The organism is Bradyrhizobium retamae (assembly GCF_001440415.1).
Taxonomy (GTDB): Bacteria; Pseudomonadota; Alphaproteobacteria; order Rhizobiales; family Xanthobacteraceae; genus Bradyrhizobium; species Bradyrhizobium retamae.
In genome coordinates, this window is the sequence record NZ_LLYA01000135.1 from 57,215 (window position 1) to 78,096 (window position 20,882).

The following is a 20,882-nucleotide window of genomic DNA, read 5'->3' on the forward strand; positions in this document are numbered from 1 at the left end:
CGGCCTATTTCGCGAAATTGCCCGATTGCAGGGGCCGAATCCCCTGCTATACCCCTGCTTTCCCGCTTACCTGCGCTCGTTCGCAGGAGTGAGCTTTAGGAGATGCCAATGCCTGACAGCAATGCACCCGCATCGGGGTTCCAATTTGGCCTTGCGAACTTGAAACCGGCCGAACCCGTGCAAAAAATCACCCTCACCTTCCCCGACGGCGCGAAGCGCGACTTCGCCAAGGACACCACCGGACTCGACGTCGCCAAGGGCATATCGCCCTCGCTCGCCAAGCGCACGGTCGCGATGGCGCTGGACGGCGTGGTCGCCGATCTCAACGATCCGATTTCGCACGATGCGAAGATCGAACTCATCAGCCGCGAAGACCCGCGCGCGCTCGAACTGATCCGGCACGACTGCGCGCATGTGCTGGCCGAAGCGGTGCAGTCGCTGTGGCCAGGCACGCAGGTCACGATCGGCCCGGTGATCGAGAACGGCTTCTATTACGACTTCTTCCGCAACGAGCCGTTCACGCCGGAAGATTTCGCGGCGATCGAAAAGCGGATGCGCGAGATCATCGCGCGCGACAAGCCCTTCACCAAGGAAGTCTGGGATCGCGAGAAGACCAAGCAGGTGTTCCGCGACAAGGGCGAGACCTTCAAGGTCGAGCTGGTCGACGCCATTCCCGGCGACGAGCCGATTAAGATCTATTTCCAGGGCGACTGGTTCGACCTGTGCCGCGGGCCGCACATGAGTTCGACCGGCAAGATCGGCAACGCCTTCAAGCTGATGAAGGTGGCGGGCGCCTATTGGCGCGGCGACGCCAACAACCCGATGCTGACGCGCATCTACGGCACGGCATTCGCAAAGCAGGAAGAGCTCGACGCGTACCTCAAGCAGATCGAGGAAGCCGAGAAGCGCGACCACCGCAAGCTTGGCCGCGAGCTCGATCTCTTCCACTTCCAGGAGGAAGGCCCCGGCGTCGTGTTCTGGCACCCGAAGGGCTGGACCATCTTCCAGGCGCTGATTGCCTATATGCGCCGCCGCCTGACCGGCGACTATGACGAGGTCAACGCACCGCAGATCCTCGACAAGGCACTGTGGGAGACCTCCGGCCATTGGGACTGGTACCGCGAGAACATGTTCGCAGCGCAGTCGGCCGGCGACGAGGCGGAGGACAAGCGCTGGTTTGCGTTGAAGCCGATGAACTGCCCGGGCCATGTCCAGATATTCAAGCACGGCCTGAAGAGCTATCGCGACCTGCCCTTGCGCCTTGCCGAATTCGGCGTGGTGCATCGATATGAGCCGTCGGGCGCGATGCATGGCTTGATGCGCGTGCGCGGCTTCACCCAGGACGATGCGCATGTGTTCTGCACTGAGGCGCAGCTTGCCGACGAGTGCCTCAAGATCAACGACCTGATCCTGTCGACCTACGCCGATTTCGGCTTTGAGGGCGAACTCACGGTCAAGCTCTCGACCCGGCCGGAAAAGCGCGTCGGCACCGACGAGATGTGGGATCATGCCGAGCGCGTGATGGCCACCGTGCTGGCGGAAATTCACGCCAGCGGCAGCAACCGCATCAAGACCGCGATCAACCCGGGCGAAGGCGCGTTCTACGGGCCGAAGTTCGAATATGTGCTGCGCGACGCCATCGGCCGCGACTGGCAATGCGGCACCACGCAGGTCGACTTCAACCTGCCGGAACGGTTCGGCGCGTTCTACATCGATGCCGACGGCTCGAAGAAAGCGCCGGTGATGGTGCATCGCGCGATCTGCGGCTCGATGGAGCGTTTCATTGGCATCCTGATCGAACACTTTGCCGGCAACTTCCCGCTCTGGCTGGCGCCGACGCAGGTGGTGGTCACGACCATCACCTCCGAAGGCGACGAATACGCCAAGGTGGTCGCGGCTGCCGCGCGGCGGGCCGGCCTGCGCGTCGAGATCGACCTGCGCAACGAGAAGATCAACTACAAGGTACGCGAGCACTCGCTGGCCAAGATCCCTGCCCTGCTCGTCGTCGGCAAGAAGGAAGCCGAGACCCATTCGGTCTCGATCCGCCGGCTCGGCAGCGACGGGCAAAAGGTGATGCCGACCGACGAGGCGCTGGTCGCCCTCGTCGAGGAAGCGACGCCGCCGGACGTCAAGCGGGCGCGGGCGGCGGCCTGATCATATAATCGGTCTAAATCGGCTTCCGCTGAAGCGGCTGTGCCACTATCTCTGGCACAGCCATTTCCGACAAAAGAGACCCTTGTGCCCGACGCCCTTGAACTTCTGAAGATCCGCCGCTCGGTAAAGCCCCGCGAGATGAGCGGGCCCGGCCCGACGCCAAGCGAACTCGAGACTATTCTGACCATCGGCGCGCGGGTGCCGGACCACGGCAAGCTGACGCCGTGGCGCTTCATCGTGTTCGAAGGCGATGCCCGGGCGCGGGCCGGCGACGTCATTGCGCAGGTGTTCGCGAAAAAGAATCCCTCCGCCCCGGCCGCCGACATCGAATTCGAAAAGCGCCGGCTGATGGACGCACCGCTGGTGATCGCCGTTGTCAGTTTCACCAAGCCGCACCCCAAGGTGCCGGGGTGGGAACAGGAATTATCCGCCGGCGCCAGCGCGATGAACATCGTCACGGCGGCGACGGCGCTTGGTTACGGCGCCTGCTGGCTGACCGGCTGGTTCGCGTTCGACCGCGACGTGCTCGACGGGCTCGGATTGAAGGCCGATGAAAAACTCGCCGGCTTCATCCACATCGGCACTCCGTCGAAGCCGGCCGAGGACCGCCCTCGCCCGGCGCTGTCGGATATCGTGACGCGGTTCTAGGATCCCTGTGACCGTCATTGCCGGCCATGACGAGTTGCCATTGCCTCACGCGGCCTTCGAGGCCCGGCTGCCAAACCCGGACAGCAGCGCCTTGAGTTCGGATGCCGGCTTTGCTGCGCTGAACAGAAAACCCTGCACCTCGTTGCAGCCTTCGGCGCGCAGTTAGTCGAGCTGGTCCATGGTCTCGACGCTTCCGCCGTCGTCGTGATGTTCAGGCTGCGCCCGAGGCCGGAGATGGCGCGTACGATCGCGACACAGTCGGTCCGCTGGGCGAGGTCTTTCACGAATGAGCGATCAATCTTGATCTTGTCGAATGGAAAACTCCGCAAGTAGCTCAGGCTCGAATAGCCGGTACCGAAATCGTCCATGGATATGCTGACGCCGAGTTCGCGAAGCTGATGCAGGATCGCAAGATTGGCCTCAGTCTCTGCCAAGAAGACCGATTCGGTAATTTCAAGTTCGAGCCGCCGCGGGCGGCGATTATGATAGTTCTAAGTTGTGCGATGGTTAGTGGGTATTAGAGACTATGACAGTCGAACGCTGAGACTTTTTGTTTGCCGCGTTTTCTGCACGCGAACCGGAGGCCACCCTTGGATAAGCCCGAGGACATGCCTCGCTCGAAAACGCCGTGGTCTAGCGCGCCACGACCTCGACCTCGCCGTCGACGCCGTTGACGACGTTGAAGGAGCGCTCGAACACCTTGCCTTCGTTCTTGGCAATCGCCCGGTACTCGCCTTCGGACAGCACCACGCGCGGAAACGCGCCGATCGATTCCTTGATGACGTCGCCGCCCGGCGTGATCACCGACCATGCGGTGTTGGCGAGCGCCTCGCCGCCCCTGTCGCTGACCAGCTTCAGCGTAATCACCGCCGCGCGGTGGGAGACGGTCACGTCCGTCAGCTTGCCGGCCTGGACGCGGATGTCCGAGCGCACCACCGAATTGGCATCGCCATAGTTGGAGATGATGTAGTAGGTGCCCTCCGGCAGCAGCGCGACGTCGCCCGCGGCGACGTTCGGAAGCAGTGGGGTGCGTTCGGAGCCTTCGAATTGGCTGCCCTTGTAGATCGCGAACGATATCTGGTTCGGGGGAATCTTGCTGGTGCCGACCCGGCCTTCGATGCGCAGTCCGCCGGCCGGAAGCACGAAAGCCACGCGGTCCGTCTCGGCTTTCAGGCTCACCGCCCGCACCGCGCTAACCAGGCCGAGAGCGACATGAACGACGTAATTGCCGGGCGGCAGCACGATGTTCGGGGTAGCGCCGCGCTCCTCGCGGATCAGCTTGAACGTGCCGGTATCGTCAGGCTTGTCGGCAAATACCCGCCACACTAGCCCGCCGTTGATAACAGGCAGATCCTTGCCGTAGCGCGCCGTCAGCGATAGCACCGCCTGACCTGCAGTGGCCACACCCGGCGGCGGTACCACCGGCGGCACGGCGGTGACTTGTGGCTGAACGATGGTCGGCTGGTTCAGCGGCGCCGGAAGCGGTGGAATCGCCCCCGTCCCCGATGGCGGCGCCAGATTCATGGCAGGCCCGGTCTGAGTGTCCGGAACCACGGCGGGCGGCACCGGTGGCGGGCGGTCCGAGAACCACTGGGCCGAGACCGGGGCTGGAAGAAGCAAAGCAAGCAGCGTGAAGGCAACCGCCAGCGCCGGAAAAGGCCGTCTGCCCCGTCCGCATCCTACGATACCGTTGCCGCCCGAAATCATCGCCATGCTTTTCACTTAAAACGCGGCAAATTCAAGCCTTCGTGGCCGAAGTTTGGCGAGCGGCGCTAGCTAGCGGAACCTGCACCGGGACCCAATGTTAATCCAGCGGTCGTGGTCCAGTCACATTTCCTGCCTAGGCCGGCATTCGCCGGGCATATAAACCATGCATCCGGATTGGAATGGACAATTCTGGCGCGGCCGCGCCGCGGCGGTTATCGTTGAAGCCGGAGAGCATGCGTGTTGGATAGCTGGATGGGCCGCGGCCAGAAGAGCTCCGATGCCCAAGACAAGGTAGGGCTCGGCAGTATCCGCCGGCCGGTGATCGGACTTGCGCTGGGTGGCGGCGCCGCACGCGGCTTTGCCCATATCGGCATCGTCCGGACGCTGGTGGCTCACGGAATCGTGCCCAACGTCGTGGTGGGAACGTCGATCGGAGCCGTGGTCGGCGGCGCCTTTGCTGCCGGACATCTCGACACGCTGGAAGAATGGGCACGCAGCCTGCAGCCGCGAACGGTCCTCTCCTATCTCGATATCCGCCTGAACGGTTCGGGCCTGATCGGCGGCGCGAAGCTTGCGGCCCAACTTGAGGCGGCGCTCGGCCAAAGCCTGATCGAGGACCTGCCGGTGAAATTCGCCACCGTCGCGACCGAAGTGCGCACCGGCCACGAAATCTGGCTGACCCATGGTCCAATGGTGGACGCGATGCGCGCCTCCTACGCGCTACCGGGAATATTCTCCCCGATCCTGGTTGGCGACCGCTGGCTGGTCGACGGCGCCCTGGTCAATCCGGTGCCGGTGTCGGCGGCGCGGGCGCTCGGCGCGGAAATCGTGATCGCTGCCAATCTTTCCAGCGATGTCTTCGCGCACGCCACGACGATCTATTCCCACGGCCAGACGACTGGCGTTTCGGTATCGGTGATGCCGGAAGCGCTGCCCGAACCCGAGCCGCGCAAACGCGGCATCGGAAAATTCTTCTCCGCCGAGCGCACGATGAAGCGTGAATTCTTCGGTGGCGGCGGACGGCCGGGCATCTCCTCGGTCATGGTCGATGCCTTCAACATCATGCAGGACCGCATCACCCGCGCTCGGCTTGCCGGCGATCCGCCAGACCTCCTGATCTCGCCCCGCGTCGGCAAGATCGGCTGGTTTGATTTTCATCGCGCTGACGATCTGATCGCCCACGGCGTGAAAGCGGCCGAGCGGGCGATCGACTCGATCCAGGAGGCGATCCATATCCTCGCGCCGCCGCAGATCGAAGCCGAGAAGGCGCTCGAAAAGCCTGACAAGGAATAGCGTAGCGTTCTCAGGCGAAGCTTGCCCTCGGACGTGATCCGAAGGTGGTCACCGGCTCGCGTCAAAAAGGCTCACGCCGTCTTGATGTAGTCGCGCAGCGCTTCCTGCTCGGCCTCATATTCCTGGACACGGCGCTTGACGATGTCGCCGATCGATATCAGGCCAACCACCTTGCCCTCCTCGATGACGGGCAGATGCCTGAACTTGCCGAGCGTCATCATTTCCATGATCCCCGCGACGGTGTCGGACTGCCGGCAACTCACGACCTTGGTCGTCATGACCTCGCTGACCGGCTCTTCGAGCACCCTGGCGCCGCGCTCGCCCAACACGCGGACAATATCGCGCTCCGAAAGGATCCCCTCCACGCGTCCCTGGTTCATCACCAGCACGGCGCCGATCTTGCGTTCGCCAAGGATCTTGATCGCGGCCGAAAGCTTGGCATCCGGCTCGATGCTCGTGATCTGATGGCCCTTGGTGTCGAGAATTGAACGTACCGTCATTGTCGCCTCCCTGAATCCGTTCGTGCCCAAGGGGCCGGACTTGTTCGTGAGTCTTCAATCAACAGTTCCGCGCCGGTTTCGTTTGAGGGCGCGGTTTGCAAGCGCGGCTGTCATCCATGGCAGCGGCATTGGCTTGCGTTACAACCAGTGCGGATGATGGATGAAATCGGCGCTCGCCGCAAGCGGCGATCAGACGCGGCCAGACTCGTCCGGCCATGAAGCATCCGCGGCATGCGGCGTCGCACGCGGTACCGGATCGAACAGCGAAAACAACATCAGGCCGGCGAGAAATCCGCCGATATGCGCCTGCCAGGCAACGCTGGCGCCTTCCGCGCCGATCGAGATTGATCCGAGGCCGAAGATGATGTTGACGCCGAACCACACCGCCAGAAATCCGAGCACGCGCGCGTTGCGCAAAGCCCGGGAAAGCGACAGCGCCGGAACCTTCGCGGCGGCATCCGCATCGCCCCGGTGGAACGAAAGAAAACTTCCCCGCACGAAGGCAAAGCGAATGGCAGCGGCCATGGCGCCGGATACCGAGGCCGAGGCGCCGATCATTGGCGCGATCGCGTGTTCATGGGTGACGAGATGTGCCACGGCGCCGGCCGCGGCCGTCACCGCCATGAAGACGAAGAACCTGACGGCACCGAACCGGCGCGCCAGCGCGCTGCCGAACGGCAACAGCCACAACAGGTTGAAGCCGATATGGCTGAGATTGGCATGCAGCAGCGAATAGGTGACGAAGGTCCATACCTTGGCGCCGGCCCCGCCTGGAAAGGTGATGTTGAGTAAGGTGGAGTCGTAGCGCTTCGGAATGAAGCCAAAGACGTCGATGGTCCAGTTCTCCAGCTCAACCGGCAGCAGCACCCGCAAATGAATTGCAGCGATCAGCGCGATATATGCCGTGAGCGCGCCCGGTAACGTCAAGATCGGCTCGTGCGGGGCGTCCGGCGGCTCGACCGGGGATGAGTAAGACTGGGATTCCAAGGGGTCCAGGACCTTAGCTGGCGGCTTCGAGTCGTATGGGCCCAGATAGGCGGCTTTGCCCGGCCTGTGCAAGTGCACAATCGCAGCTACCCCGTATCCCCCGGACGCGGCGCAGCGCCTCTTGGCGGTGCGCCGCAGAGCCGACCTACTGCGGCGGCCTGTGTCCCGGCTCTGCGTCGCATCACTGCGTGCCGCGCCGCGTCCGGGACACAAGTTCGGCCGCCTTCCAAAAGAAAAAGGGAGGATGCTGAGAACATCCTCCCTTGTCTTGCTGGCCTTTTCGCGCCCGGAGCCGGGATCACATCCCCGCCCCTCCCTGCGCGATGACCAAACTGTTTGACGCCACCTGTGTACCAACTGCGCCGGACAGATAAGCCGGAGCCGCCTGATGCGTTCCACATTACGCACGCCGCAGCGCCACCGCCAACCTCATAGTTAATTTAACGTTAACAACGCAAAGCCGCGCCCCACGCGGCCAAATCGCGTCCCCGGCATGGACGCTGCACAGCCTGTCCTGCACAACGAACAAGGGAAGGCGTGTTGCGCAAAAGCGGGACAGATGTGTCCCGCCAAGGCAAGCCGGGGAAAGGTAAGCATGAAACACCCATCGAGCCGCGAGTTCTTCGCCTATTGGGACGCGAAACGCGGCGACGCGCGGGCACCGGACCGTAGCGAGATCGAACCCGGCGCGGTGCGCGAACTGCTCGGCGACATCTTCGTGCTGTCCTACGACAACGAGGCCGGCTATCCGTTCCGCGTCGCCGGGACGCGGGTCTGCGCCCTGCTCGGCCGGGACCTGAAGGACACGAGTTTCTCGGCGCTGTTCACTCCGGACAGCCGCCGCGAGATCGAGGACATCATCAGCTACGTCGCCGAAGAAATGCTGGCGGCGATTGCCGGCATCACCGCGACCTCGCAAGATGGTACGACGGCGCATCTTGAGTTGCTGCTGCTGCCTTTCAATAACCGCGCGCATGCGCCGATCAGCCTGACCGGATTGCTGGCGCCGTTCGAAAGCGATCTCAACACGATCAGGGATTTCAAGGTGACGTCGTGGCGCTATCTGCATCGGCCGCAAAAATTCGTCCCGCGCGCCTTGCGCAAGCTCGCGATCGCGCGCGGCTTCATGGTGTATGAGGGCCTGCGGTAGTCACGAACCGCCGGGTATGTCGAACGCTGCAGCCCAACGCATGGTCGCGTGATCATGCTCGAAATCGACCCATAAAAAGCCTCCAAAAAAAGCACGGCCAAGCATTGCCTAAATGCGAGGCGTCAGGCAGGGTCGAACCGCGACGTGGAGCCGGGCCACGTCCGCTGAATGAGACGCACCGAGAGAAAATCTCGGAGGCGCGTATTCGCCGTAACCTCGGAGATCCTAAGTATGCTGTTCAAGAGACTGATGCTTGCCGCCGCACTGGCCACTGCCGCGGTGGCGACGCAGGCCCATGCCGACGCCCTCGATTCGATCATGAAGTCCAAGGTGATCAAGATCGCCGTGCCGCAGGATTTTGCGCCGTTCGGCTCCGCCGGGCTCGATCTCAAGCCGCAGGGCTACGACATCGACATGGCCAATCTGATCGGCAAGGAACTCGGGGTGAAGACCGAAATCATTCCGGTGACCAGTGCCAACCGCATTCCCTATTTGCAGACCAACAAGGCCGACCTGGTGATTTCCAGCCTCGGCAAGAACGAGGAGCGCGAAAAGGTCATCGACTTCTCCATCGCCTATGCGCCGTTCTTCTCCGGCGTGTTCGGCACCAAGGCGATCACGGTGACGAGCGCAGCCGACCTCAAGGGCAAGACCATCGGCGCCACCCGCGGCGCGATCGAGGAGCAGGCGCTGACCGCCTCGGCGCCGCCGGACGCGACCATCAAGCGTTTCGAGGACAACAACGCGACCATCGCGGCCTTCGTGTCCGGCCAGGTCGATCTGATTGCCACCGGCAACACAGTCGCGGCTGCGATCGCCGAGAAGGTCCCTACCCGCGCACCGACGCTGAAATTCGTGATCAAGGACAGCCCCTGCTATGTCGGGCTCAACAAGAACGAGCCGGCGCTGCTCGCCAAGGTCAACGAGATCATCACCAAGGCGAAGGCGTCTGGCGAGATCGGAAAACTGTCGGAGAAGTGGCTGAAAGCACCGCTACCGCCCGGCTTCTAAGCGCAAGGCTGGGGCAGTGTCCTACAAACTGCAATTCGCCGAACTGCTGCCCTACTGGAACGTGCTGCTGTATGGGCTGGTCTTCACGATCGTGCTGACGATCGTGTCGACGGTCGTCGGCATCGCGGTCGGCACCGCGGGCGCCGCGGCGCGCACCTTCGGTCCCGGCTGGCTGGGCCGTATCGTCGCTGTGTATGTGGAATTGATCCGCAACACGCCGTTCATCGTGCAGTTGTTCTTCATCTTCTTCGGCCTGCCGGCGCTCGGGCTGAAACTCAGCGAGACCACCGCCGCCTTCCTCGCCATGGTGATCAATCTCGGCGCCTACTCGACCGAGATCATCCGCGCCGGCATCGAGGCGGTTCCGAAAGGCCATATCGAGGCCGGCCTCAGCCTTGCGATGAGCAAATGGGAGGTGCTGCGCCACATCGTGCTGAACCAGGCGTTCCGAAAAATTTATCCGGCGCTGTCGTCGCAGATCATCATCGTCATGCTGGGCTCGGCGGTGGTGTCGCAGATTTCGGCGGAAGACCTCACCTATGCCGCGAACTATGTGGCGTCGCGAAACTTCCGCAACTTCGAGGTCTACCTGTTGGTCGCGCTGGCCTACCTTCTGCTGGCGATGCTGACGCGTTCGCTCTTGCGGGCGCTCGGTCGCGTCATCTTCAAGGCGAGGTAAACCATGCTGCAGTTCAGCTTCTGGGACATCCTCTCCAACCTTTTGATCGCCACGCAGTGGACCATCGTGCTGTCGCTGATCGCCTTCTTCTGCGGCGGCATCGTCGGGCTGGTGCTGCTGTTCATGCGCACCTCGCGGATCGCGCCGCTGGAATGGTTCACCAAGATCTACATCGAGTTCTTCCAGGGCACGCCGCTATTGATGCAGTTGTTCCTGTTCTTCTTCGGCATCGCGCTGTTTGGCGTGGAGGTTTCGCCGTGGATGGCCGCGACGCTGGCGCTGACGTTCTGGACCAGCGCGTTCCTGACCGAGATCTGGCGCGGCTGCGTCGAAGCTATCCCGAAGGGCCAATGGGAGGCCTCCTCCAGCCTCGCCCTCAGCTACATCGAACAGATGCGCTACGTCATCCTGCCACAGGCCTCGCGCATCGCGGTGGCGCCGACGGTCGGGTTTTCGGTGCAGGTGATCAAGGGCACCGCGCTCGCTTCGATCATCGGCTTCGTCGAGCTGACCAAGGCCGGCACCATGCTCAACAACGCGACCTTCCGCCCGTTCCTGGTCTACTCGCTGGTCGCGCTGATCTACTTCTGTCTGTGTTTCCCGCTGTCCTGGTGGGCGAAGAAAATCGAAGGTCGCCTCAATGTCGCTCGTTAGCATCCGTGACGTCAGGAAGAGTTTTGGCTCGAATGAGGTGCTGAAAGGCGTCTCGCTCGACATCGCCAAGGGCGACGTGGTGGCGATCATCGGCCGCTCCGGCTCCGGCAAGAGCACCCTGCTCCGCTGCATCAACGGTCTGGAGACCTATCAATCCGGCAGCATCGTCGCTGATGGGATCGAGGTCGCCGGCGCCAATACCAACCTGCGCGAACTGCGCCGCCATGTCGGCATGGTGTTCCAGCAGTTCAACCTGTTTCCGCACCTGACGGCCGCCGAGAACGTCATGCTGGCGCCCACCGTCGTCAATAAGGTATCGAAGGCCGAGGCCCGCGCCACCGCCGCCGAAGTGCTGGCGAAGGTGGGTCTGTCGGAAAAGATGGACGCCTATCCGAGCGAGCTTTCCGGCGGCCAGCAGCAGCGCGTCGCGATCGCGCGATCGCTGGCGATGCGGCCGAAGGTGTTGCTGTGCGATGAAATCACGTCCGCCCTCGACCCTGAACTGGTCAACGAGGTGCTGCGCGTGGTCGAGCAATTGGCGCGCGAGGGCATGACGCTCATTCTGGTGACGCACGAGATGCGCTTCGCCCGCGACGTCGGCACCAAGCTCGTCTTCATGCATCACGGCAAGGTGCATGAGGAAGGCGTGCCGAAAGAGGTCTTCGCCGCCCCGCGAACCCCGGAACTGCAGCAGTTCGTCGGCCAGGTCAGCTGAGCTAGCGTGGCAGCAGATTGGTCTTCGCCACGTCGATCACCTCGTCGCCTCGCCCGCTCATTACGGCGCGCAGCACCCAGAGGCTGAAGCCCTTGACCTGCTCGGCCGTGATGGTCGGCGGCATCGACAATTCCTGCTTGGCTGTCACAACGTCGAGGACGGCAGGACCGTCATGGGTCAGCACGTCGCGGATCGCGTTTGGTAGCTCACCGGGATCCTCGACCCGCACCGCGTGAATGCCCATGGCGCGGGCCATTACCGCGAAATCGGGATTCTTCAGATCGACGCCGGTTTCGATGAAGCCCGAAGCCTTCATCTCCATCGCCACAAACCCGAGCACCCCGTTGTTGAAGATCGCGATCTTCACCGGCAGCTTCATCTGCGTCAGTGTGATCAAATCGCCCATCAGCATGGCGAACCCGCCGTCGCCCGACATCGAGATCACCTGGCGCCCCGGCTGCGCGGCTTGTGCGCCGATGGCGTGCGCCATGGCGTTGGCCATCGAGCCGTGTACCCAGGAGCCGATGAGGCGCCGTCGGCCGTTCATACCGAGATAGCGCGCCGCCCAGATGGTCGGCGTGCCGACGTCGGCCGTGAAGACCGCGTCCTGCGAGGCTTGCTCGCTCAGGAGACGCGCCAGGTATTGCGGATGGATCGGCTTTTGCCCCGGCGTGCCCTGCGCGAGTTCGTCGAGCCCGGCGCGGGCCTTCCTGTAATGCGCGAGGCTGTCCTCGAGATGCTTGCGGTCGCTTTTCGCCTTCAGCTTCGGCAGGAGCGCGCCGACCGTGGCACCGACGTCGCCGACGATTCCGAGATCGAGCTTGCAGCGGCGGCCAAGATTTTCTGGGCGGATATCGACTTGCGCGATCTTCGCGTCCGTCGGCAGGAACTGCTTGTAGGGAAAGTCGGTTCCCAGCATCAGCAACACGTCGCACGCATGCATCGACGTATAGCCGGATGAGAAGCCGATAAAGCCGGTCATGCCGACGTCGTAGGGATTGTCGAACTCGACATGCTCTTTGCCGCCGAGCGCATGCACGATCGGGCTCTTGAGCGTCTCGGCAAGCCGCATCAGGCCGTCGTGGGCGCCGGCACAGCCGCGGCCGCAGAACAGCGTGACGCGCTTGGCGCCGTTCAGTAACTTGGCCAAGGCCTCCAGTTCTGGTTCGGCCGGCCGCACGATGGGCGCGGCCGGTAGCAGCCCGGCATTCGGCGAGATGTCGCGCTTGGGCGCTGATCGCAACGCGACGTCGCCCGGGATGACGATAACGGCGACGCCGCGTTTCCCCACGGCGGCACGAATGGCATTCTCCAGAACGTAAGGAAGCTGCGCCGGATCGGAAACCAGTTCGCAATAGTGGCTGCATTCACGGAATAGGTCCTGCGGATGCGTCTCCTGAAAGTAACCGCCGCCAATTTCGGCCGAGGGAATCTGCGCGGCGATCGCCAGCACCGGCGTGCGGCTGCGGTGCGCATCGAACAGGCCGTTGATGAGATGCAGATTGCCCGGCCCGCACGAGCCAGCGCAGACCGCTAGTTCGCCCGTGATCTGCGCCTCGCCCGCGGCTGCGAAGGCTGCAACCTCTTCATGCCGGACGTGGATCCAGTCGATCGCCTTTCGTTTGCGCAACGCGTCGGTGAGGCCGTTGAGGCTGTCGCCGACCACGCCGAAGATGCGCTTGACGCCGGCCTGGGCCAATGTCTCTGCGATGAGGTCGGCGACATTGTCGATCTTCATGTTAGGCGATCCTTTCTCAGCGTCCGGTAAACACCGCCGCACGTTTCTGGAGGAAAGCGTTGCGCCCTTCCACCGCGTCGGCACTCAGGCGAATTTCCGCCTGCGTTTCGATCTCGCGGCGGAACTGGTCGGCATAGGTGGCGTGTTCGCTCTCGTCGATCAGGCGGCGCGTCGCGACCAGCGCCCGCGTCGGGCCATCAGCGAGCCGGCGCGCCAGCTCAAGCGCTCCGTCCCGAAGCGCCGCATCGTCGAACACTTCGCGGACCAATCCCCACTCCTTCGCGAGGTCGGCAGACAGCGGCTCGTTGGTCATCATCAATTCGAGCGCGCGTTGCCGGCCGACGAGGCGCGGCAACAGCCAGGTCGAGCCGAGATCGGGGACCAGCGCGATGCGGCTGAACACCTGAATGAAGCGAGCCGAGCGTGCGGCAACAATCATGTCGCCCGCCATTGCAAGGCTGAATCCGCCGCCCGCCGCAACGCCGTTGACCGCGACCACGACCGGCACGCGGCATTGGCGTAGCGCCGTGAACGCCGGCCAGTAATATTTCATCACGCCAGCCGCGATGTCGTCGCCCAGTATTTCCGCCGCCTTGAGGTTCTGGCCCGAGCAGAAGCCACGCCCGGCACCCGTCAGCACCAACGCCCTCACCTGCGGGTCATCATTAGCTTCACCAATGGCAGTAGCGAGGTCCCCCAGGAGAGCGGGCGTCATCGCGTTCAGGGTGTCGGGCTCGTCCAGTATCAGCACGCGGACGTTGCCGTCGCGCTCTCGCTTCACTCCGGGCATCTATACCTCCGCCTGCTGACATTTGGGCCGGCCCGGCCGGGCGCGACAGGTACCCCAATCGTACCGAAACGGCGCGGCGAAGCACAATCGCCTCGCGCAGACTTGACCCAATCCCGCCTGCGGCGCGTCATGGCACGACGTCGACTCCGGTACGCAGTTCGCCAGTACAATTCGCCGGTACACTCCAAACGCCACTTTCCGCGCGCGCCAATCGCGCCGCAGCGCGCCAAATTGTCCGTCGCTGAATCTTGAGCACGTCATGCAACCAGCGCTAACACATCGTTAACCTTGTCGGCCTTAGGGTCTTCCTGACGCCGAAGGATCGGCTGTCTGGTGGCGAAGATGTCGTTTGCGCAAAAGAAAACTACCACTGTGCCGTCCGCGGAGGAGCGGCGGCGCTTCCAGCGCGTCAAGGTTCACTTGCTCGGCCGCTACATGTTGCCCGATCGCCGCGAATTTCCTTGCCAGATTATTAACATGTCACCGGGGGGACTGGCGCTGCTGGCGCCCGGCATCGGCAATGTCGGCGATCGCGTGATCGCCTATCTCGACCATATCGGCCGGGTCGAGGGCAAAATCACCCGCATCATTGACAACGGCTTTGCCATGACGGTCGGCGCCACCGCGCGCAAGCGCGACAAGCTCGCCGCCCAGCTTACCTGGCTCGCCAACCGCGATATCCTCAATCTGCCCGAAGACCGCCGCCACGACCGCATCGTGCCGCGCAACCCGATCGCGCTACTGACCCTCGAGGACGGCAGCAAGATGACCTGCCGCATCATCGACCTGTCACTGTCGGGCGCCGCGATCGCCGCGGAGAACCGCCCACCGCTGAAATCGCTGGTCATGCTCGGCAAGGTGCAGTCCCGCGTGGTGCGAAACCTCGAAGAAGGGTTTGCGCTCGAGTTCGTCCATGAGCAAGTCGCCGAGACGCTCGAAGACGCGGTTACCGCGCGGTAAAGCGCCAGCCGCCAAAAATCCCTGATTTTTCAGCCTCCAAAGACGGTGCTGGGTTGCCGGATGCCGCCTTTTCGCTGTCCGGCACCGGCCAAAGTCGATTAACGCGGGGCGCTTTAGCCCGCGCATCCCCCTGCTATTGCAGCGCCACAAGCGTTAATACGTAAAATTTGAATCAATTGCAGTTGTTTCAAATTTTATTCGAATTCGATTCAAGTATAGATCGAATTCGCCGCTAGCTTTACTAGTATTCACGTCAAATGTACTTGCCTGACTTAGCGGCGGCGCAAATCCTTTGTGCGAAACGTGGTCCCAACAAGAAACGGGGGCCACAATGTTGTTCAGGGGACAGGGGAAGGGACTGGCGGTCATCGCCGTCCTGATAGGGATGAACGCTTCGATGAGCGTCTCGGCGAAAGCCGGCGACGTGCTCTATGCCAGCCTTGGCGATACCGCGCGCTCGCCGATCGGCTGGGTCGAATTCTGCGCCGAAAACGTGGGCGAGTGCCGCAGCGGCGCGTCACAGCCGCGCGACATCGTGATGTCGCAGACGGCGTGGCGGGATCTGCTGCGGGTCAACAAGTGGGTCAACGAGGCCATCAAGCCGATCACCGACATCGATCATTGGGGCGTGATCGAGAAATGGTCGTTGCCGACGGACGGTTACGGTGACTGCGAGGACTATGTGCTTCTGAAGCGCAAGATGTTGATCGACGCCGGATGGCCGCGCGAGGCGCTGCTGATCACGGTGGTGCGCGACAAGAAGGGCGAAGGCCACGCAGTGCTGACGGTGAAGAGCGACAAGGGCGAGTTCGTTCTCGACAACCAGAACGAAAACGTCCTGGCCTGGACCGAGACCGGCTACCGCTTCGTCAAGCGTCAGTCGCAGAGCGACCCGAACGTATGGGTCTCGCTCGGTGACAGCCGCCCGGCGGTCGCCACCGCCTCGTCACGCGATCGATAACGAACAAAGGATTTTACGAACCCGCGACCCGGTCACATCCCCACCCCTCCCCGTCCCAGACCGGTTCGCGCGCGGCCACCCTTCCCCCAAAGGGTGGCCGCAACTTGTTTCGGGTGATGGTCGCTTGTGGCCTATGCCGCCAGCGCCACGCGTGAGGTGGATTTTTGCCGCATCGGCTTGCCGCCGGGTGGTCCCAACGGTCTGGGGTCGAGCATCGAGAGCGCTTCGAGAACCTCATCGATCGTCACGATGCGCCTTGTGCCTGCCAGCTCGCGCAGCGCAGGATTTGAAGCGACCGCCGCCGCATCTGAAGCCCAGGACGCCAGGATCGCGCGCTTTTCGGCGAGCGAAAGCGTCCTGTCGGCGACCACGTCGCGCGGGTGATCGAACACGGCTCCCGGATGCAGCACGGCATTCAGATCAAACACGTTATCTGTCTGGTCGATCATCAGCTTGTCCTCCCCAAAGATGGAAACGCTTCCCGCCCGACATGTTCGGGCGGGAGCCTTTGGTCCCTTTGCGAGGCGTGGCGGGCTTTAGGCCGCCTTCGCCTCGATCTGCTGAACGTTACTCGGCGCTGCGCCGTTGATCGCGATGCGGCGTGGCTTCATCGCCTCCGGGACTTCCCGGAATAGTTCGATCCGCAGCAGGCCGTGCTCGAACGACGCGCTCTTCACCTGCACATGATCGGCAAGGCTGAACTGGCGCTTGAAGGGACGCGCGGAGATGCCCTGATAGAGATATTCGCGCTGGTCCTTCTCGGCCTTGCGGCCTTCGATCGTCACCGTGTTCTGCTCGGCGGTCACGGAGACCTCGTCGACTGCGAAGCCGGCGACGGCCAACGAAATCTGATAGCGGTCTTCGCCCAGCCGCTCGATGTTGTAGGGAGGGTAGTTATCCTCGCCGGCGCGTTGCGCGGTTTCGACGAGGTCGAAAAGGCGGTCGAATCCGATGGTCGAGCGCCAGAGGGGTGAGAAATCGTATGTGCGCATAGCCAAATCCTCCAGGGAGCAAGTTGGATACGAGCGGCACCGGACACGACCGGTGCCCGTCTCAAGGCCGGGCCCATCAGGCGCCCGGACCGCCGGCCAGCGGCGGCAGCAAAAAAATTAGAAAACGGCCTTCTGGTTTCAAGGCCGCCGACAAAAATTTTTAGGCGGCCCAGCTGCCGGGCCGTCCCGCCCTCAGCGGCCTTTTGCACCGCGCGACCAATGTGCGATGATGGCTCTGGCAGCGGGGAAAACGCACCTTGGCACACAGCGAGATCCACGTCCTCCGCCCGGCTCAAACCGAATTGGCCGGTCGGCGCACAGGAACGACTGACGTCTCACTTGCCCACGCCCGTTGCACCGGCCTAGCCCTCCGGCATCCAGAACGCGAGCATGCGTTTGGTTTCGCCGGTCTTTCGACGCCGTTGCCAATTTGGGTTGCGTGAGAGAAATTGAAACGGGTCCCTGTGCTCTCTCGCGGCCTCTTCGAGATAGGCCCGCCAGCGATAGTGACTGTAGGTCTGCATCGCGTTGATCGAATAGTGCATCGCGATCTCGCGATGGCCGCGAATGACCAGAAAATTCTCATCGTTCTTGCCGCTCGCAGACTTCGAGAAATTGTGCGAGCCCATGACGGCGATGGGATCGTCGCCGAACGGGTCGATCACAATCATCTTTGAATGTGTAATGGCGTGGCCGATATTTGCCCGGAACTCTGCCGCCGTGCCCTCCACCGCCCATTCTCCAACCGTGTTTCTGACCCCTGTTGCCTGCGCGGAATCGAGAAAGAAATCCTCGGGGTTCTGTTTCAGCAGTTTGAACTCCTCCGCGCCTGTGCTGGTAAATTGCGTCGCCACACCGCGCACGTACAAGTTCTTTTCCTCCTGCATCCGAAGCAGCGTACGTACGGGCTCGTTGCCCGGCTGGAACATCACGAAGAGCACACCTTGTTTTGCGTTCGTGACGAGATCGACGAGTTCCTCGATATCGATCTCTCCGCTCAATTTGGTGAACCAGCTATCGACTGTGGCGTCGCCGAGCGGGATTCCTCGTTTCGGCCGGTTGTTTGAGGCGAGCAGTTCGTCGGACACGACATCACCCGCTTCTGCCAGTAGCTGGAACTGAGCCTCGAATCGCTCCGCCAGTTCTTCGTGAATCAGCATGATTCCGTTGTTGAGCTGAGTGCAGAGACCGGTCGGCGTCCAATTGGTGCTGCCGGTCCAGACCTTTTCCGGCTTGAATCCGCCCGCTGCCCGGCGGCCCAGAACCACGAATTTGTTGTGCGCCAGGGCTCTCGGTGCGAGGAAACGATCGTGAACCACGACGCCAGCGTCCGTCAGCCGGGCTCGGGCCTCTTCATTCTCGTCCTCTCCCTCCACCTCAACGCTGCCGTTGGCCAGCACGACATGCGCGCGCCCGCCTATCGCGACGAGACCATCCACCAGTTCTTCGTCGCTCAATTCGTATAACGCCGCATGGAGTTCAAGTCGGTCGTCATCAGCCACTTCGGCCATCATCTGCAGCATGGTCTCGCGCAGCGTTCCGCCGAGGAAGGCTCGGGCTTCGCGGTCAACCTCCTGGCTGACAATAACGGCCGTCTCTTTCAGCTCCGCAAGGGTGATGCCCTTGCGCTTCATATAGCGCGCCATGAATTGCGACAGCACGTAACCACGGTTGAAGTGTACGCTCACGCCGTCGCCGCAATCCGCGCTGAGGGTCAGCGTTCTGGACCATTCACTCGAAGGCCCGTCATGCAGCTTGCCATCGGCGCCCACCACCCTGGCAACCACGCGATATGCGATCACATCGCCCAGATCGGCCGCGTGATCGGTCCAATCATAGCGCTGAAACGGCCAGATCTGAGAAGAGCGTGAGGTAAACTGATTGCCGTCGCCGTCGACTTCGACATCGTCTTCGAAGCCGACGCGGTTCGACAGATATTTGGGCTCCGCGTCGCCCCGCCGGCATTCGATGGCGAACCCCAGGCATCCCGGGATGTCATCTGCGTGCGTCCAGACAAGGTGCACGTCGTCGGCATTCGAAAACACCTTGAGATGGATCTCCGACATTCCCACCCCCATTGAAGCAAATTGGCGCTGAAGGATTTCGCCTGACTTGCGATCCAGCGACATGGATTGGCTACTGTCATTCGCATCCAGTGCATCCGGTATCGCATACGGATACAACGGCTGGATGAAGGTTGTTTTGGAATGTATCACATCGTTTGCGTGTGTTATGCATGAAATAGTGATGCCGCCGCCATTTCGGGGCTGCACGGGCGGCAAGTTCGGCTATCGCTTTTTGCGTCGCTGGGCCGGCGTGCGATGATGGCCGGCGCCCCGGGAGAACGCACTTTGGCTCACAGCGAGATCGACGCCATCCGCGCATTGCTGGGTTCGAAACCGCGACCAGTCGGATGGACGGAGCGGCGGCAGCGGCTCGACGAAGTTGGATCGACCTGGCCGGTGGCATCCGACGTGGAATGCGAGGCGGTCGATTGCGACGGCGTTGCCGGCGAGTGGTCGATCGTGCCCGGCAGCGAGAAGTCGCTGGTGCTGCTGTATTTCCACGGCGGCGGATACTGCTCCGGCTCGATTGTCAGCCACCGCCGCCTGGTGACGGAGGCCGGGCGAGCCGCTGACATGCGGACGCTCGCGATCGACTACCGGCTTGCCCCTGAACATCCCTACCCTGCCGCCCATGAAGACGCGCTGACCGCGTGGCGTTTCCTGCGCCGGCAAGGCATTGCGGCGACGAGCATCGCGGTCGGCGGCGACAGCGCCGGCGGCAACCTGACGCTCGGGCTAATCAACCGGCTGCGCGCGGCAGGAGAACCGCTGCCCGCCTGTGCGTGGCTGATCTCGCCTTGGACCGATCTGACCATGTCAGGCAGCACGCTCGCGACGAAGGACACCATCGATCCGCTGATTCACAAGACCTATCTGGCTGAACTTGCGGACGCCTATGCGCCGCCATCCATCCATCGCCGTGATCCGCTGATCTCGCCGCTATTCGCCGATCTCATGGGCATTCCACCAGTCCTGATTCAGGTCGGATCGGCCGAGACGTTGCTGGCGGATGCCACGCGGCTTGCCGAGGCCGCGGGGGCGGCCGATGTCGATGTGACGCTGCAGATCTGGCCACACATGATCCACGCTTGGCCGGTCTGGAACGCCCATCTCGAAGACGGGCGCCGCGCGCTGGTCTGTGCCGGGCAATTCATCCAGTCGCATGTCCGATAGCACCTGAACACCCAGCTCTCGCTGGTCGCGGTAGAAAGGCCTGAGTCCCGAGGGGTTGGCCGGAATTCCTCACCCGCCCGGCAAATCCTGGGTTTTAGCGGCAGCGCGCCTGTGCTATTTGAGGGGCATTGAAATCACGTCCGGATTTGGAGTCGCATGCTCGAACTCGCCCCCCGGAGTGCCAGCCCCGTCGCGCGTTTCGGCGGTCAGCCGATTGCGATCGCCGCTGCGGCTCTCGTCATTGTCGTGCTTGGCGTAAGCTTTATCGCCCTGTGGCGCGCCTATACGGGCAGCGCTCCCGAGACCGATCGCGCGGCCGCGACCCGCCAATTGCAGGCGCGCGCCGCGCAAGCGTCCGAGCAACTGGTCGAGAAAGCCAAGGGGTTGGAAGCGACCCAGCAGGAATCGATCGACCAGTTGCAGGTGGTGCAGGATCAACTGCTCACCGTGCGCCGCCTGCTCGCTGCGCAGCAGGCCGACACCAGGAAGCTTTCCGAGCAGGTCGGAACGCTGACGGAAGCGATCGACGGCTTGCGGCAATCCTTTGCCAGCGCGCAGGCCTCCGAACCCACCGCCGCTCCCGCGCCGCGCAAGCGATCAGCCAAGGCCAGGCCCCGCTCGAACAGGACGGCGAACCGCAGCCGCGCCAAAGGGCGCGGCTGACAGGACTGGACGACGGCTGGCGATGATGTCCCGCTCAGGGG

At 62.9% G+C, this 20,882-nt stretch carries 20 protein-coding genes and 1 pseudogene; 12 read left to right on the top strand and 9 right to left on the bottom strand.

Annotated elements, in window-relative coordinates; all coding sequences use genetic code 11:
* Window positions 1–108 precede the first annotated feature (108 nt).
* A complete protein-coding gene (gene thrS, locus CQ13_RS16255; RefSeq protein ID WP_057843868.1) occupies window positions 109–2,154 on the top strand; it encodes a threonine--tRNA ligase in 2,046 nt (681 codons plus the stop codon).
* Between the two features lie 84 nt (window positions 2,155–2,238).
* Complete coding sequence (locus CQ13_RS16260; RefSeq protein WP_057843869.1) at window positions 2,239–2,802, top strand: nitroreductase family protein; 564 nt, start codon at window positions 2,239–2,241, stop codon at window positions 2,800–2,802.
* A gap of 45 nt (window positions 2,803–2,847) precedes the next feature.
* Here CQ13_RS16260 and CQ13_RS41115 read toward each other — a convergent pair.
* A pseudogene (locus CQ13_RS41115) lies at window positions 2,848–3,275 on the bottom strand (EAL domain-containing protein); the annotation flags it as partial.
* A gap of 160 nt (window positions 3,276–3,435) precedes the next feature.
* A complete protein-coding gene (locus tag CQ13_RS16265) occupies window positions 3,436–4,509 on the bottom strand; it encodes a hypothetical protein (protein WP_057843929.1) in 1,074 nt (357 codons plus the stop codon).
* A 237-nt stretch (window positions 4,510–4,746) separates the two neighbouring features.
* On the opposite strand from CQ13_RS16265, the gene CQ13_RS16270 reads away from it, so the two are divergent.
* Complete coding sequence (locus CQ13_RS16270) at window positions 4,747–5,802, top strand: patatin-like phospholipase family protein (protein ID WP_057843870.1); 1,056 nt, start codon at window positions 4,747–4,749, stop codon at window positions 5,800–5,802.
* Window positions 5,803–5,873: 71 nt separating this feature from the next.
* On the opposite strand, the gene CQ13_RS16275 is transcribed toward CQ13_RS16270, so the two are convergent.
* Complete coding sequence (locus CQ13_RS16275) at window positions 5,874–6,302, bottom strand: CBS domain-containing protein (RefSeq protein ID WP_028349147.1); 429 nt, start codon at window positions 6,300–6,302, stop codon at window positions 5,874–5,876.
* A gap of 189 nt (window positions 6,303–6,491) precedes the next feature.
* On the bottom strand, window positions 6,492–7,289 hold the full coding sequence (locus CQ13_RS16280) for a rhomboid family intramembrane serine protease (protein WP_430649689.1): 798 nt from the start codon (window positions 7,287–7,289) through the stop codon (window positions 6,492–6,494).
* Between the two features lie 595 nt (window positions 7,290–7,884).
* On the opposite strand from CQ13_RS16280, the gene CQ13_RS16285 reads away from it, so the two are divergent.
* The 5 genes from CQ13_RS16285 to CQ13_RS16305 all read left to right on the top strand — a co-directional run bounded on the left by CQ13_RS16285 (window position 7,885) and on the right by CQ13_RS16305 (window position 11,498).
* Window positions 7,885–8,439, top strand: coding sequence for a PAS domain-containing protein (locus CQ13_RS16285; protein ID WP_057843871.1), 555 nt, complete (start codon window positions 7,885–7,887; stop codon window positions 8,437–8,439).
* Between the two features lie 231 nt (window positions 8,440–8,670).
* Entirely contained in the window at window positions 8,671–9,450 is a 780-nt protein-coding gene (locus CQ13_RS16290) for a transporter substrate-binding domain-containing protein (RefSeq protein ID WP_082637499.1), read from the top strand.
* A gap of 16 nt (window positions 9,451–9,466) precedes the next feature.
* Complete coding sequence (locus CQ13_RS16295; protein ID WP_057843872.1) at window positions 9,467–10,129, top strand: amino acid ABC transporter permease; 663 nt, start codon at window positions 9,467–9,469, stop codon at window positions 10,127–10,129.
* Between the two features lie 3 nt (window positions 10,130–10,132).
* Window positions 10,133–10,783 carry an amino acid ABC transporter permease gene (locus CQ13_RS16300; protein WP_028349152.1) on the top strand — a complete coding sequence of 217 codons (651 nt, stop codon included), beginning with the start codon at window positions 10,133–10,135 and terminating at the stop codon, window positions 10,781–10,783.
* Complete coding sequence (locus CQ13_RS16305) at window positions 10,770–11,498, top strand: amino acid ABC transporter ATP-binding protein (protein WP_057843873.1); 729 nt, start codon at window positions 10,770–10,772, stop codon at window positions 11,496–11,498. The genes CQ13_RS16300 and CQ13_RS16305 overlap by 14 nt, the downstream gene beginning before the upstream one ends.
* A 1-nt stretch (window position 11,499) precedes the next feature.
* On the opposite strand, the gene poxB is transcribed toward CQ13_RS16305, so the two are convergent.
* The gene (gene poxB / locus CQ13_RS16310; protein ID WP_057843874.1) at window positions 11,500–13,236 is read right to left on the bottom strand and encodes a ubiquinone-dependent pyruvate dehydrogenase; all 1,737 of its coding nucleotides are present in this window, start codon (window positions 13,234–13,236) and stop codon (window positions 11,500–11,502) included.
* Window positions 13,237–13,252: 16 nt separating this feature from the next.
* Complete coding sequence (locus tag CQ13_RS16315) at window positions 13,253–14,026, bottom strand: enoyl-CoA hydratase-related protein (protein ID WP_057843875.1); 774 nt, start codon at window positions 14,024–14,026, stop codon at window positions 13,253–13,255.
* Between the two features lie 342 nt (window positions 14,027–14,368).
* Here CQ13_RS16315 and CQ13_RS16320 point away from each other — a divergent pair, with 342 nt between their 5' ends.
* Complete coding sequence (locus tag CQ13_RS16320; RefSeq protein ID WP_057843932.1) at window positions 14,369–14,986, top strand: PilZ domain-containing protein; 618 nt, start codon at window positions 14,369–14,371, stop codon at window positions 14,984–14,986.
* A gap of 331 nt (window positions 14,987–15,317) precedes the next feature.
* The gene (locus CQ13_RS16325) at window positions 15,318–15,947 is read left to right on the top strand and encodes a transglutaminase-like cysteine peptidase (protein WP_057843876.1); all 630 of its coding nucleotides are present in this window, start codon (window positions 15,318–15,320) and stop codon (window positions 15,945–15,947) included.
* Window positions 15,948–16,078: 131 nt separating this feature from the next.
* Here the strand turns inward: CQ13_RS16325 and CQ13_RS16330 are convergent, their stop codons facing one another.
* The 3 genes from CQ13_RS16330 to CQ13_RS16340 all read right to left on the bottom strand — a co-directional run bounded on the left by CQ13_RS16330 (window position 16,079) and on the right by CQ13_RS16340 (window position 19,068).
* Window positions 16,079–16,396 (bottom strand): hypothetical protein, encoded by a 318-nt coding sequence (locus tag CQ13_RS16330; protein WP_057843877.1) that lies wholly within the window; start codon window positions 16,394–16,396, stop codon window positions 16,079–16,081.
* Window positions 16,397–16,483: 87 nt separating this feature from the next.
* The gene (locus CQ13_RS16335; protein WP_057843878.1) at window positions 16,484–16,939 is read right to left on the bottom strand and encodes an Hsp20 family protein; all 456 of its coding nucleotides are present in this window, start codon (window positions 16,937–16,939) and stop codon (window positions 16,484–16,486) included.
* Window positions 16,940–17,301: 362 nt separating this feature from the next.
* Window positions 17,302–19,068, bottom strand: coding sequence for a phospholipase D-like domain-containing protein (locus CQ13_RS16340; protein WP_057843879.1), 1,767 nt, complete (start codon window positions 19,066–19,068; stop codon window positions 17,302–17,304).
* Between the two features lie 222 nt (window positions 19,069–19,290).
* Between CQ13_RS16340 and CQ13_RS16350 the strand changes: the two genes are divergently transcribed.
* The gene (locus CQ13_RS16350; protein ID WP_156433711.1) at window positions 19,291–20,178 is read left to right on the top strand and encodes an alpha/beta hydrolase; all 888 of its coding nucleotides are present in this window, start codon (window positions 19,291–19,293) and stop codon (window positions 20,176–20,178) included.
* 156 nt (window positions 20,179–20,334) lie between these two features.
* Window positions 20,335–20,841 carry a hypothetical protein gene (locus CQ13_RS16355; RefSeq protein ID WP_057843882.1) on the top strand — a complete coding sequence of 169 codons (507 nt, stop codon included), beginning with the start codon at window positions 20,335–20,337 and terminating at the stop codon, window positions 20,839–20,841.
* Window positions 20,842–20,882 lie beyond the last annotated feature (41 nt).